The organism is Lamprocystis purpurea DSM 4197 (genome assembly GCF_000379525.1).
GTDB classification, from domain to species: Bacteria; Pseudomonadota; Gammaproteobacteria; order Chromatiales; family Chromatiaceae; genus Thiodictyon; species Thiodictyon purpureum.
The window spans coordinates 1-12,946 of the sequence record NZ_KB902503.1; the positions used below are offsets into that span (position 1 = coordinate 1).

The window sequence follows — 12,946 nt, forward strand, 5'->3', positions numbered from 1 at the left end:
CGATCAGGCCGGAGCGGCTGCCGGAGCGGTGAGGCCGATGGCCTCGGCATACTTCAGGTAGGTCTCGACCGACGCGATGACCACACGGGCTTCAACGGCGAGCAGCTCGATACCGACCAGGGAGACCTTCAACCACGCATCGATCACGATGCCCTTGTCGAGGATGCGGTCAACAACTTCGGCCAGGCTGGATGAATCAGTGGAGTTGGCGACTTTTGCCATGTTCGTAGACCTCTGAACGTCGAAAAATTTGCACTAAACGTGCGCTGTTAGCGACCGTGGTGGATCCGGCGGTACTACGCGCGTCCATTCGCACCGGACCTTGCCGCTCAAGTCGACCCTGGCCCGCGGATACTGCTGACGGGTCTCCGGCGCTTTGGTTTGGCATCCTGCCAGTGTGGTCGCTTGTGACTTATAAAGCATCGATCGTGCCAAGCTCGGCGCAAGCCGGGCGCGATCGATGGCATATAAATAAAACAGAGGGTTGAGCAAAATTCTCTGGATCCGGGCGCCAGCGCCTGACCGCGTTGGCGGGTCATACCATGGAGTGTTTTCCATAGCCATGGTCGCCGTTCCTGCTTTATTCCCTAGACCTCGGTCTTTTCTCAGAGGGATCCCGCACGCGACTTGCCGGCGGACCTTGTCAAATGGTCGCGACCTGGATGGCTCGGTCGTACTTACCAAGGGCGCTGTTGAGGTCTATGCTGCGCCTTAAGCAATAACCCGGTTCCCGCCCATGACCCACAGTGTGCAGCAGGTCGACGTCGTCATCATCGGGGCCGGACCGGCGGGACTGTTCGCCGGCCTGACGCTTGCCCCCCATCTTCAAGTCCTGATGATCGACCGCAAAGATCGGCCCGGCGGCGCCGGCGGGGCCACCGACGGCAAGCTCAATCTCTCACCGCACATCGGGCTGGATCTCGCGGAACTGCGGCTCACGGAGGCCGCCGTGCAGGAGCGAATCGAGGTGGTGGACCGGGTCTTCCTGGATCATGGCGCAGACCCGACACTCTATGGTGTAGACCAGGCCCGCATCCAGTGGTGGCTGGACCGGGTGTCCTGGGTGCGTCGACGCACCCCCAAGGGCGAGTGGGATATCACCCTGGTTCCAGTGCGCCAGCGCCACATGGGCACCGACTTCGCCCATCGGGTGACGGCGGCCCTGGCCGAGACGATCCGCAGCCGCGGCGGCACCCTGCTGCTGGAGACCGAGGTTCTCAGTCTGGAACAGGCCCCGGACGGGGGCTTCCTGATCGAGACCTCCCGCGGGAGGGTGCGCTCGAACGTCCTGCTGGCCGCCCCGGGGCGTGAAGGCGCCCATTGGTTCCGCGAGAAAGCCCGGGCGCTGGGGGTCAACACCGGCTATGGAGCCATCGACATCGGCTGCCGGGTGGAGGTGGCCGCGGCCGTCTATGATGAGATCACCGCGGTCCTCTACGACCCCAAGTTCGTTTTCGTCACGCCCACCCACCAGGATCGTACCCGCACCTTCTGCACCAACCCCGGCGGGCGGGTGCGGGTCGAGAAGCATCGGGAGTTCCGCCTGGTCAACGGCGATGCACTGCGGGCCAGCAAGACCGCCACCACCAACTTCGCCCTGCTCAACACGGTCACCATGACCGAACCCCTCCAGGACACCGCCGCCATGGGCCAACAGGTGGCCCGCTTCGCCAACTTCTGGGGCGGCGGCGACAGCCTCATCTGCCAGCGCTGGGGCGACCTGATGGCCGGGCGCCGCTCCACGCGGGACACCTTCGACGCACCCGAGCGCGGGTTCGACAAGCTGCTCCCGACCCTGCCGCCTGGTCCCGGGGTGACCCCGGGCGACATCTCCTTCGCCTACCCTGGGCGGATCGTGCGCAATCTCCAGGAAAGCCTGGAACTGCTCGCGCGTGTCATCCCCGGGGTCGCCCATCCTTCCACCGTGATCTATGTGCCCGAGATCAAGTTCTATGATGTCCGCTACCCCACCAGCTTGGCGCTGGAGACCAGTGTCCCCGGGCTCTTCGTTGCGGGCGACGGTGCCGGCAAGTCGCGCGGCATCGTCGGAGCCGCGGTGAACGGCCTGATGGCGGCGGAGGGCATCCTGGCCCGCGTCGGCAAGGGCGCAGCTTAAGGTGCAGTCCGGATCACTTCGTACCCGCACAACATACCGGAGGCCGAGGCTTTAGCCGGACGGGGCGCCGCCGCCCGCTAAAGCGTCTAGCCTGCACCCCCTTGCACGTCAGCCCAGGGAGGGATGCGTGGTACACGCGGTGCTCGGGCCAGCGTCTCGTCGATGTTGGGGCTGTCAGGGCTAATGGCGACCGGAAGCCCCCGGGCCGCCCGCGCGACCTCCTGTGCCTTCTGCCAGTCGACCACGTCGGGTGACTCCTTGATCTTGGTCTGAACGGCCTTCTCCATCGGTTTGAGACTTCCCTTCCAGCGCTGCGACTCTTCGGCCAGCGGCGGGTGGGCCTCAAGGTACAAGGTGCCGTCGCGCCACCCCGCCAGATAGGGTTGATTCACGATGCGAACCGGGGTACCCACCGGCACGTCGGGAAACAACCGGGCGATATCTTCGGGGTAGAGCTGAATGCAGCCGTGGCTGACGCGCATGCCAATTCCGAACGGCTTATTGGTGCCGTGAATCAGGTAGCTCGGGCGACTCAGGCGCATTGCATAGGCGCCCAGCGGATTGTCAGGTCCGGCTCGCACCACGGCTGGAAGACGATCGCCGCGGGCCGCGTGCTCCTTGTGGATCGAGGCCGGTACGCGCCACACCGGGTTCTCAATTTTCTGCGCGACCCGCAAAGACCCTTGGGGGGTCCGCCAGCCTTCGCGACCGATACCGATCGGATGCGTAATCACGACCTGTGGTTCTCCCTCCTTACGTGGCGGATAGTAGAAGAGCCGTTGCGAGGCGAGATTCACGACCAACCCTTGGCGCGGCGCATCGGGAAGCACAAATTTGGTTGGCAGGACGACCCGCGTACCCTGGCCGGGCAACCAAGGATCGACATCAGGATTTGCGGCGACGATTTCGTTGTGTCCCAGACCGTAACGGCGGGCGAAGTCGGGCAAGGTATCTTCCTTGTGCGCGAAGACGACTTGGACGGCTCCGACGAGTTCAGTGTCCTCTGATGGAAGAACAAAGCGGTCGGTGCGCAGCGGCGCTTGTGCCCAAAAGTCCGAGCCGATCAGGCTGGCGCATCCGGACAGGATGCTCGTCGCGCACAGGATCAGGACGCCGAGCAGTGGGGTGAGGGGGCGGTGCGCAGATTTCATGGCATCAAGACGTCTCGTCGCATACCCGTGCCGCAGAGTTCCATTCAGGACAGGGGGATAAGGGGATCGGAATCACCGAAACGCGGTCCAGCCGCGTTAACTTAACGGACGGATCAGGTCAGCCGGCTAGGGCATGGCAGCCCAAGCATATGCGAGAGGATGGTAAATGAATCAAGCAAAATTTGGATTCCTAGCAGCCTGTCGGGTTTTATGCAGTCATCGATTGAAGTAAACTGATAGTTAAGTTTTCGTAAACGGTAATACTACCAATAGGTTACGTGTTAAGTCCGACAAGCTGCCAGGTAGCTGCCGCCACGGATCGGTTGGCGCGACCCCTCGATCATCTGCCGGCCGAAGCGCCTTCGACCATGCCAAGCGCGTCCAGCGCTGTTGCCCGGCCGCCGCTCCGTTTCCCGATCGCACCTTGGGGTTGCAAACACGGCCGTCCACCATCCCGCTTGAGCTGATCCACTATCCGAATCAACCTGGAGGGCGGGGTCGCGAGTCCCCGCCGTCCTTCCCGAACTCTTGCCCCATGAAACGAAAGGCTCGTGGCCCTCTATGAATTACCAGGCGTGCGTGTGCAATCTCTGTGGTACCGGGTGTGGACAATTTCTCAAGACCGACGGCAAGCGGGTCCTGGGCGTCGCCCCGATCGTCAGCCACCCGGTCAGCAAGGGCAAGCTGTGTGTCCGCGGCTGGCATGCCAACGAGCTGCTCAACACCAATGAGCGGATCACCACACCCCTCATCCGCGAGAACGGCCGGTTGCGCGAGGCGAGCCTGGACGAGGCGTTGTCGCTGGTGGTGCGGCGCCTGGGCGAATGCAACGGCGCGGCCGACGAGATTGGCCTGCTGGCCTCCGCGCGCTCGTCCAACGAGGACGGCTTCGCCCTGCGCAGGCTGGCCCGCGAGGTCTTCAAGACGCACCTCCTCGGCGTCGGGGCGGAGGCCGGGCACCGCAACAGCATGGACAGTCTGAGCCACGCCTTCGGCTACCCTGGTGCGGTGGGCGACCTCACCCGGATCGACAAGGCCGATTACATCCTCATCGTCGGCACCGACATCGCGCGCCAGAACCCGATCATCGGCGGCAACCTCCATGCCGCACAACGACGCGGCGCGCGGCTGGTGAGTCTGAGTAGCTCCAGGACGCAGATGGCCAAGCTGTCGACCAAGCACTTCCAGCAACAGCCGGGCACCAAGGCCCTGGTGCTGAACGCGCTGGCCAAGGCCCTGCACGCCCTGCGCACGGTCAACCATGCGCGCCATGCCGACATCGACCGCTTGGCCGGCTACACTCAGTATGTCAATGCGCTGCGTACCATCTCATCGGTGGCGCTGGAAAAGGCCAGCGGCATTCGCTACGAGGAGATCGAGGAGGAGGCGCAGATTCTCGACGCCGCGCGCTCGGTGGTCATCCTGTTCCCGTCCGGGATTTCCGGACTCGACAAGCGGACCATCGAGGCCATCTGCAACCTGGCCGTGCTCACCGACCGGATGGACGACGCGCAGTCCGCCCTGATCCCGGTGGCCGGCATCAGCAACCTGCAAGGCAGCTTCGACATGGGCCTTTCGGGCGAATCCGGCCACAGCGTGTTCGGCAGCCTGGCCGATCCCGACTCCCCGCTGCGCGCCCTGTTCGTCGTCGATCACGACGACGGCATCATCCGCAACCGCGAACGCATCGCGGCGCTGGAGTTGGTTGTCTATTGCGGGGCCTTCCGGAATCCATTCATGGATCTGGCCGACGTGGTCTTCCCGCTGACCGCCTACAACGAGTCCGACGGCACCTACACCTGTGCCGACCGCCGCGTGCAGCTGACCCGCAAGAACACCGACACCCCCGGCGCCGGCCTGCCGGGCTGGCGTCTCTATCAGGCCATCGCCGAACAGGCCGGGCACACCTGGGGCTGGCGCGACGCGGCCGAGGTCTTTCTGGCGATCGCCGACACCATCCCCTCTTACCACGACCTCACCCACCATCGACTGGCGAAGGGGTTCGGCATCCACTGGGACATCACCGCTTTCGCGGCGGCGGGCCAGATGAAGTTCCACGAGGTCCAGATCGACTACCCGAAGTCGCCGACCTGCGAGGAGTTCCCCTTCGCGCTCATGGTCGGCAAGGGCCGGCACTTCTGGCACCAGAACAACCTGATGCGTAAAACCCTGATTCCACGCCGTGAGTACGACCAGACCCTGCTGCTCTATCCGCAGGGCTATGTGGAGATTTGCCCGGACGACGCGCAAAAGCTCAAGGTCAAGGACAAGTGGCTGGTGCATTTGACCTCGAGCACCGGAACCAGCATGAAGATCGCGGTCAAGGTCTCCCCGGATGTGCAGCCCGGGACGGCCTACATCCCCTATTTCATCAAGAACATGATCTCGGATTTCCTGATCCGGTACGACAACGCCTTTGCCGCGGGTGAGGAAAGCATCATCCCGGTGCGGATCGAAGAGAAGTAAGCGCAGAGGTCGAGGCCATTGCCATGTATTTCCTGACGACGCAAGACATCAACGACCTCGCGCGGGAATTGCAGAAAACGCACGCGGTCTATGGACCGCAAGTGAACGCCCAGACCGGACAGGTCTTTTTCGATCTGCTGGCGGAGTCCGACCTCCCCGATCTCGAGGCGGCGATTCCGTCCATGCCGGTCAAGGAGATTCTGTTTCCGCAGATGGAGCGCATCCTCAAGTACAGCTACGACACCCAGGCGCAAAGCGTCACCCTGGAAAAGCAGTATGGTGAAAAGCTCAAGGTGCTCTTTGGTCTGCGTCCGTGCGACCTCGCCGGCATCCAATGTCTCGACCGCTTTTTCCTTGGGCAGGAGTTCGTCGATGACGTCTATCTCGCGCATCGCCGCCAGAGCATCCTGATCACCAACACCTGTACGCGCCCCTGGGACCAATGTTTCTGCGTGTGCACCCACACGGGTCCGGCGGCCGACGAGGGTTTCGACCTCGATTTGACCCGGCTGGACGACGGTTATCTGGTGCAGGTAGGGAGCGAAAAGGGTCAGGCGTTGGCCGACACCCACGGCTGGGCGACGGCCGAGCGCCGGCGCCTGGCCGAGAAAGCGGCCGTGGTCGACCGCTGCGTCGAACGCTTCCCGGACCAGGCCAAGGACAACAAGGCCTGGATCTCGCGCGCCATGAACCGCATCACCACCGGCTTCGTGAAACACGAAATCTGGGAATACATCGGCCAGCAGTGCTTCGAATGCGGCGCCTGCTCCTTCGTCTGCCCCTCCTGCAGTTGCTTCAACATCGAGGACGTCACGCTCTGCGGCGACAGTTGCGAGCGTCTGCGCACCCGCGATTCCTGCTCCTTCTCAGGCTATACCCGCATGGCCGGCGACCACAATCCGCGCGCTCCGGTGGAAGATCGTCGCAATAAGCGCTTCTTCTGCAAGCTCTCCTACACCCAATCGAAGAAATACCTGCGCCCCGGCTGCGTCGGCTGCGGCCGTTGTCAGTTGGTCTGTCCAGGCGATATCGGCCTGCCCAATGTCGTCCAGTATATCCGTCGCGAAACCACTGAATAGGTTTCACCCATGACCCACTCACAGCATCATTCCGAGGCGTGCCGGGACACCGGCCGCTGCCCAATCGTCACTTTTCCTGAAGTCGTCAACATCGATGAGATCAAGGACGAGGCGCCGGAGGTCAAGACCTTCTATCTGTCCTTTCTCAACCCGGAGGTCGCGCCGTATTTCCGCATCAAGTCGGGCCAGTTCATCATGTGCACGGTCTTCGGCGCCGGGGAATTCGCCGTCTCGCTGCCGCCCAGCCCGGAGCACGACCGGCTCCACATCACCGTGCGCTCGGTCGGCAAGGTGACCGATGCCCTGCACGCGCTGCGCCCCGGCGATAAGCTTGGCGTGCGCGGCCCATTCGGCAACGGGTTTCCCTTCGCGACCATCAAGGGAAAGAATATCGTCTATGTGGCCGGCGGCATCGGCCTGATTCCGCTGCGCAGTTCCATCGTGCATGCCTTGCAGCATCGCCAGGACTTCGGGCGGATCATCCTGCTCTACGGCGCCCGCAGCGCGGGCGATCTGCTTTACCAGGCCGACATCGAGGAATGGAAGAAAATCGACGGTTTTGAATCATTCATCACCATCGACCGTCCCGAACCCGGCTGGCAAGGCCAGGTCGGCTATGTCCCCAATCTCATCGAAAAGGCCAAGGTGCCGGTCGAGGACACCGTCGCCTTCGTGTGCGGTCCGCCGGTCATGTTCAACGCCGTCATTGCCCAACTGCTCAAGCGCGGCATGAGCGAGGACGACATCATCTCCACCCTGGAGCGGCAGATGAAATGCGGTATCGGCAAATGCCAGCACTGCGCTATCGGCCGGACCCTGGTGTGCACCGACGGACCGGTCTACACCTATCACCAGATCAAGACCCTGGGCGAGGTCATATGACCCAATTCGCACAGGTATTGCGGCAAATCCTCGCGCAGCCGACGTGCATCGTCGGTGTCGGCAACCCGTTGCGCAATGACGACGCCGTCGGTGCCCTGATCGCCGAGCGTCTCGCGCCGGTGATGTCCGCCGCCGGACGCCACACGGTGATCAATGCCGAGGACGTCATCGAGAACTACTGCTTCAGCATCGCCGACAGCGCCGTGCGCAACGTCCTGGTCATCGACGCCATCGTGGGCGGCGGCGCCGAACCCGGCTCAGTGGTGTTGGGCCGGTTGGAGGACCTGGAAGCGGCCGACGGCGGCTATTCGACGCATAAACTTGCCTTAGCCGCCACCGGCGGCGTGCTCCGACACCACGGCAAGGACGTCTGGCTGCTCGGTATCGCCGCCGCTAATACGGATTACGGAACAGCCGTCAGCCAGGACGTTATGGCCGCCGCTGAAGCGGTCATCGACCTGATCCGGCGCACGTACCCTCGCGACACCGCTGGGTACCCTCGTGACACCGCTGGGTACCCTCGTGACACCGCTCCTGCGGTGTCACGCCAGTGTCTGGCGCTCCGCGCCCCGCGTTCCGCCGTGATCACGGCCGATCGGGTCGGCGCGCACAGCAAGGAGTTTTAAATAATGGCTTTGACAATCTACCAAGGTTTGTTTGCAGGACTCCTGCTGCTCCTGGCCGCGGCGGTCATCACCCCGCTGTTCGCCGGCCGGCGGAAGCTCGCCGGAGCGCTGAATTTCGCTTTCTGTCTGGCGGCCGGTGTTGTGTTCGCACTGGTCAGTGTCGAGGTATTGAGCGGCGGCGGGCCAAGCGACCCCTTTGTCCTGCAACTGGGGGGGCTCTCCATTCCCTTCCTGATCGACGGATTCTCGGCACTCTTTCTCGGGCTCATCGCCCTGATGTCGACCCTGACCGCCTTCTACTGCATCGGCTATATGGAGATGGAACACTACCGCCACTATGGCCTGCGCGGTTTTCTGTTCAATTACCAGATCTTCGTTGCCGGCATGGTCGGCATCGTCACGGTGGACGATCTGACCATCGGCTTCACCATCGCCTGGCAGATGATGACAGTGGCGTCGTATTTTCTGATCCGTTTCGATCATCAGGATCAGGCCATCACGCGCAGCGCCACCAAGTACCTGCTGCTGATGGAGCTGGCCTGGCTCGCCGTCATTGCCGCCGCGGTCCTGATCCCGCACGCCGGACTGGGCACGCCGCTGCACGCCCTCACCGAGGGTCTGGGCAGCGCCGAACCCGGCCTGCGCGCCCTGATCTACGGCCTGCTGCTGTTTGGTTTCGGCATGAAGGTCGGGATGTTTCCGCTTGGTCAGCTTTGGCTGCCGGACGCGCACTCTTCGGCGCCGTCGCCGATCAGCGCCATGCTGTCCGGGGTGATGATCAAGACCGGCGTTTACGGCATCGTCCGCACCCTGTTTTGGATGGTGCCGCCCGAGATGCCGGGCGCGCAGGCCCGCCAGCTCGGCTTGATCCTCGCCTGCTTCGGTGTGGTGACACTCTTCATCGGCACGGTGCAGGCGCTCAAGCAGAACGACGCCAAGCGCCTGCTCGCCTACTCGTCGATCGGCCAGATGGGCTATATCCTGCTGGGGATCGGCACCGCGCATTGGTTTATGCTGAGCGGCAATCCGCTGCTCCAGTCGCTGGCGGTGCTGGCGCTGATCGGTGTGCTGTACCACACGACCAACCATGCGCTGTTCAAAGGCCTGCTGTTCCTGAGCACCGGCAGTGTCCAGTACGCCACCGGCACCAAGGACCTCGACCAGTTGGGTGGTCTGCTCAAGCTGATGCCGATCACCGCCCTGGTCGCCGCGATTGCCTGCGTCTCCATTGCCGGCATTCCCGCTTTCAGCGGCTTCGCGAGCAAGTGGGCCATCATCGCCAGTGGGTTGCTCGGCGGTAAGACCGCCGGCATCATCGTGCTGTTCGGCGTCATCGCCTTGATGACCAGCACCATCACGCTGGCGCTGACCGTGAAGTTTTACGGCATGATCTTCACCGCCTCCGGTATTGAATGGAGCCGCAAGGGCGGGGTGCGCGAGGTCGGTGTGCTCATGCTGTTGCCCATGTCCCTGATCGGGGCGCTCTGTCTGGTCCAGGGCTTCTTCCCCGGCTTTTTCATTGAACTCTTCATTCGGATCTTCGCGATGTCCGAGGGTTCCCTGGTTCAGGCGCTCTTTGCCGATCCGGCGACGGCGGTGTCGCTCACGCAGTCCTGGGCCGGTGTCGGCTTCAGGCTCGCCCCGGATGGCCTCCCCGTCGCCGTCGTCATGCCGCTGGCGCTGCTCGCCATGCTTGGTGTCGCCGGCCTGTTCGCCGCCTGGCTGAGGCGGGCCGGTGGTGCCGAACAGCGGCAGGCGCCGGTCTGGCTCTGCGGTTACCAGACCAGCAACAGCGCTAACAGCTACACCAGCAGTCACATCTTCGCCGCCTTCAAGAAATTCATGTGGTGGACCGGCGGCAATGTGCCACGCGCCACCAAGGTTTAATTTAAGATGAGAAAAGAGCTTGAAGCGCAATTTGCCGTGCAACTGCACGACGCGGTGGTCTGCGTCGAAAAGACCGACCAGCGCACCATCTTCATCGATGTGAAGCGCGAGGCGATCCGCCGGGCGGCGCGCATCGTCACCGACGCCGGCGGCCGTTACATGTGCGGCGTCGGCTACGACAACATCGCGCGGGATGGCACGCTCGGCATGGTCCATACGTTCTCGATGGACCAGAATGACTATTTCATCTGTATCCGCACCAAGGTGTCTGCCATCGACCCGGTGATGGAGTCGATCACGCCCGACCTGCCGTCTGCCGGCTGGTCCGAGCGCGAATTCATGGACATGCTGGGCATGCAGTTCACCAATCACCCCAAGCCCAAGCGGCTGGTGCTGGCCGACGACTGGCCCGCGGGCATCTACCCGCTGCGCAAGGAGGTTCCTTACGATCTGGTGCCGCCCGGTGCCGAGGACGTCGCCTATCAGCTCGACGAGGCGCCGCCCGGCACCCGGGTCGTCCCCATCGGCCCTTTCCATCCCAGCCTGCACGAGCCCGAGCACTTCGCTGTCTATGTCGATGGCGAGACCATCAAGGGCTGCGACTATCGCGGCTTCATGACCCATCGCGGCATCGAAAAGCTTTGCCAGACCCAGGTCAGTTACAACGAGGTGCCCTTCATCGCCGAGCGCATCTGCGGCATCTGCGGTTCGGTGCATGCCACGGCCTTCTCGCAGGCGGTCGAATCGGCCGGCGGCATCAAGATCCCCCGGCGCGCCGAATACATCCGCACCCTGATGCTGGAGATCGAGCGGATTCACTCGCACCTGCTGTGGCTGGGAGTCGCCGGCCACCTGATCGGCTTCGATACGGTCTTCATGCAGGCCTGGCGGGTGCGTGAACAACTGATGTGGCTGTGCGAGCGCCTCACCGGCAACCGCAAGACCTACGGCATGGTGCTGATCGGCGGCGTGCGCCGTGACATCACCTCGGCGATCGCCGACGACATCCGCGCGGTGGTCAAGAAGATCGAGGAGGAGTTACGGGTGATTCACCGGGCGATCGAAAAGGACAGCTCGATCCACAAGCGCACCAAGGGCGTGGGCACCATTACCAAGGAAGAGGCCATCGCCTGGGGGCTGATCGGACCGGTTGCGCGCGCGCGCGGGGTCGATGTGGATGCCCGTCGCGACCATCCCTACGCCGCCTATAACGACATGAAGTTCGACGTTCCGGTGCTCACCGACTGCGACGTCTGGTCGACCCTGGTTGTACGGGTACTGGAGACTTATGAGGCGATCCGCATCATCCACCAGGTGCTGGATAAGATGCCGTCCGGGGAGATTTTTGTCGAACTGAAGGACAAGATCCCGGCGCTGCGGCACGCCATTACCACGGTGGAGGCGCCGCGCGGCGAATCGACGCACTATGTCATCACCGGCGAGGACAACCGTCCGGACCGCTGGCGCGTGCGGGCGCCGACCTATACGAACCTACAGGCCGTACCGCTGATGCTGCTCAATGAGCAGTTCGGTGACTTCCCCATCATCATGGGCAGTATCGACCCCTGTTTCTCCTGCACCGACCGGGTGGCCGTGATCGATCTACAATCAGGCAAGGCCCGTTCCATGACCCGGCGCGAACTCGAATTTCTGTCGCGCGAACAACTGCACAGGCCCTGACCATGAATCCGACGACCCAAACCGCCTGGCTGCTGGTCGGGACCAACCTGCTGCTGTTCCTGGCGCTGGCGCCGCTCTTCGACGGGATCGTCCGGCGCGTCGCGGCAAGGGTGCAGAACCGTCAGGGGCCGCCCCTGTGGCAACCCCTCTATGATCTCCTGAAACTGCTCGGCAAGGAGAATATTGATGCGGTCGGCATCCTGCCGTTCCGTCTGGCGCCGCTGGTCGCGTTTGCCTCCATCCTGTGCGTGGTGATGATTCTGCCGGTTGCCGGGCGCGCGACCGCGCTGACGCCCTACGCCGATACCCTGTCACTGATCTACCTGCTCACCCTGGGCGGCGTCGCCGTGCTGGTCGGCGCCTTTGCGGGCAAGAACATCTTTGCGCTGATCGGCGCGAGCCGGGAAATGACGACCATGATCATGGTCGAGCCCATCCTCTTCATGATCCTGCTGCTGGGCGTCATCAAGACCGGCAGCCTGGAGCTGACGACAGTGCTCTACGGCACTCCGGCGGGCGATTACGGGTGGTCCGGCCTGATCATGATCGTCATTGCGCTCTTCGCCCTGCAGGCCTTCGTCGGGCGGCAACCGTTCGATATCGCCGAGGCCGAGCAGGAGTTGCTCGGCGGTCCTTTCATTGAATACAGCGGCCCCAATTACGCCCTGTTCAAGTACTACATGATGATCAAGCAGATGTTCTATGCCTATCTGCCGATCGCCGTGTTCGTGCCGCTCCTGCATTCGGGGCTGTTGGTGGTCGACCTGATCGCGCAGATGCTCCTGACCGCGTTGGTATTCCTGCTCATCGGACTGCTCGCCGCCACCCATCCGCGCTATCGGATCGATCAGGCGCTCAACTATTTTGCCGGGCTCTTCGTGCTCGCGCTGGGCGCGGTCGCCGGCGCCCTCTTTGGCTGATGCTCCGGTAAATCACGAGTCAAGAACAGGTTAAACACAAACACAGTCGTTGTCGTTGTCGTAATCGTAATCGTAATCGGAGAGGCGATGCAATTTGGGGTGCGAGAGAATCCGGATAACCTCGATTACGACAACGACA

10 protein-coding genes are annotated in these 12,946 nt (G+C 63.1%); 8 read left to right on the forward strand and 2 right to left on the reverse strand.

Annotated features, from left to right (window positions below):
* Nucleotides 1-3: 3 nt before the first annotated feature.
* On the reverse strand, nucleotides 4-222 hold the full coding sequence (gene gvpA / locus A39O_RS0116495; protein WP_020503491.1) for a gas vesicle structural protein GvpA: 219 nt from the start codon (nucleotides 220-222) through the stop codon (nucleotides 4-6).
* A 514-nt stretch (nucleotides 223-736) separates the two neighbouring features.
* Between gvpA and A39O_RS0116500 the strand changes: the two genes are divergently transcribed.
* Nucleotides 737-2,116: an NAD(P)/FAD-dependent oxidoreductase gene (locus A39O_RS0116500; protein WP_020505773.1), complete on the forward strand. Its 1,380-nt coding sequence runs from the start codon at nucleotides 737-739 to the stop codon at nucleotides 2,114-2,116.
* An 86-nt stretch (nucleotides 2,117-2,202) separates the two neighbouring features.
* Here A39O_RS0116500 and A39O_RS0116505 read toward each other — a convergent pair whose 3' ends face one another.
* Entirely contained in the window at nucleotides 2,203-3,267 is a 1,065-nt protein-coding gene (locus A39O_RS0116505) for a L,D-transpeptidase family protein (RefSeq protein ID WP_020505774.1), read from the reverse strand.
* A 561-nt stretch (nucleotides 3,268-3,828) separates the two neighbouring features.
* On the opposite strand from A39O_RS0116505, the gene A39O_RS0116510 reads away from it, so the two are divergent.
* Genes A39O_RS0116510 through A39O_RS0116540 form a run of 7 tightly spaced genes read left to right on the forward strand, consistent with a single transcriptional unit; the run spans nucleotide 3,829 to nucleotide 12,807 of the window.
* Nucleotides 3,829-5,733, forward strand: coding sequence for a molybdopterin oxidoreductase family protein (locus A39O_RS0116510; RefSeq protein ID WP_040528005.1), 1,905 nt, complete (start codon nucleotides 3,829-3,831; stop codon nucleotides 5,731-5,733).
* A gap of 23 nt (nucleotides 5,734-5,756) precedes the next feature.
* A complete protein-coding gene (locus A39O_RS0116515) occupies nucleotides 5,757-6,812 on the forward strand; it encodes a 4Fe-4S dicluster domain-containing protein (protein ID WP_020505776.1) in 1,056 nt (351 codons plus the stop codon).
* Between the two features lie 9 nt (nucleotides 6,813-6,821).
* A complete protein-coding gene (locus A39O_RS0116520) occupies nucleotides 6,822-7,694 on the forward strand; it encodes an FAD/NAD(P)-binding protein (protein WP_020505777.1) in 873 nt (290 codons plus the stop codon).
* A gap of 17 nt (nucleotides 7,695-7,711) precedes the next feature.
* Entirely contained in the window at nucleotides 7,712-8,320 is a 609-nt protein-coding gene (locus tag A39O_RS0116525; protein WP_211211612.1) for a hydrogenase maturation protease, read from the forward strand.
* A gap of 3 nt (nucleotides 8,321-8,323) precedes the next feature.
* Entirely contained in the window at nucleotides 8,324-10,207 is a 1,884-nt protein-coding gene (locus A39O_RS0116530; protein ID WP_020505779.1) for a proton-conducting transporter transmembrane domain-containing protein, read from the forward strand.
* A 6-nt stretch (nucleotides 10,208-10,213) separates the two neighbouring features.
* The gene (locus A39O_RS0116535; protein ID WP_020505780.1) at nucleotides 10,214-11,887 is read left to right on the forward strand and encodes a hydrogenase large subunit; all 1,674 of its coding nucleotides are present in this window, start codon (nucleotides 10,214-10,216) and stop codon (nucleotides 11,885-11,887) included.
* 2 nt (nucleotides 11,888-11,889) lie between these two features.
* On the forward strand, nucleotides 11,890-12,807 hold the full coding sequence (locus A39O_RS0116540) for a respiratory chain complex I subunit 1 family protein (RefSeq protein WP_020505781.1): 918 nt from the start codon (nucleotides 11,890-11,892) through the stop codon (nucleotides 12,805-12,807).
* Nucleotides 12,808-12,946: the final 139 nt, after the last annotated feature.

Excerpts from the sequence above, each read along its gene's own strand:
- A39O_RS0116535 (WP_020505780.1), top strand. The coding sequence starts at position 10,214 with ATGAGAAAAGAGCTTGAAGCGCAATTTGCCGTGCAACTGCACGACGCG.
- A39O_RS0116510 (WP_040528005.1), top strand. The coding sequence starts at position 3,829 with ATGAATTACCAGGCGTGCGTGTGCAATCTCTGTGGTACCGGGTGTGGA.
- A39O_RS0116515 (WP_020505776.1), top strand. The coding sequence starts at position 5,757 with ATGTATTTCCTGACGACGCAAGACATCAACGACCTCGCGCGGGAATTG.
- gvpA (WP_020503491.1), bottom strand. The coding sequence starts at position 222 with ATGGCAAAAGTCGCCAACTCCACTGATTCATCCAGCCTGGCCGAAGTT.
- A39O_RS0116505 (WP_020505774.1), bottom strand. The coding sequence starts at position 3,267 with ATGAAATCTGCGCACCGCCCCCTCACCCCACTGCTCGGCGTCCTGATC.
- A39O_RS0116530 (WP_020505779.1), top strand. The coding sequence starts at position 8,324 with ATGGCTTTGACAATCTACCAAGGTTTGTTTGCAGGACTCCTGCTGCTC.
- A39O_RS0116520 (WP_020505777.1), top strand. The coding sequence starts at position 6,822 with ATGACCCACTCACAGCATCATTCCGAGGCGTGCCGGGACACCGGCCGC.
- A39O_RS0116500 (WP_020505773.1), top strand. The coding sequence starts at position 737 with ATGACCCACAGTGTGCAGCAGGTCGACGTCGTCATCATCGGGGCCGGA.
- A39O_RS0116540 (WP_020505781.1), top strand. The coding sequence starts at position 11,890 with ATGAATCCGACGACCCAAACCGCCTGGCTGCTGGTCGGGACCAACCTG.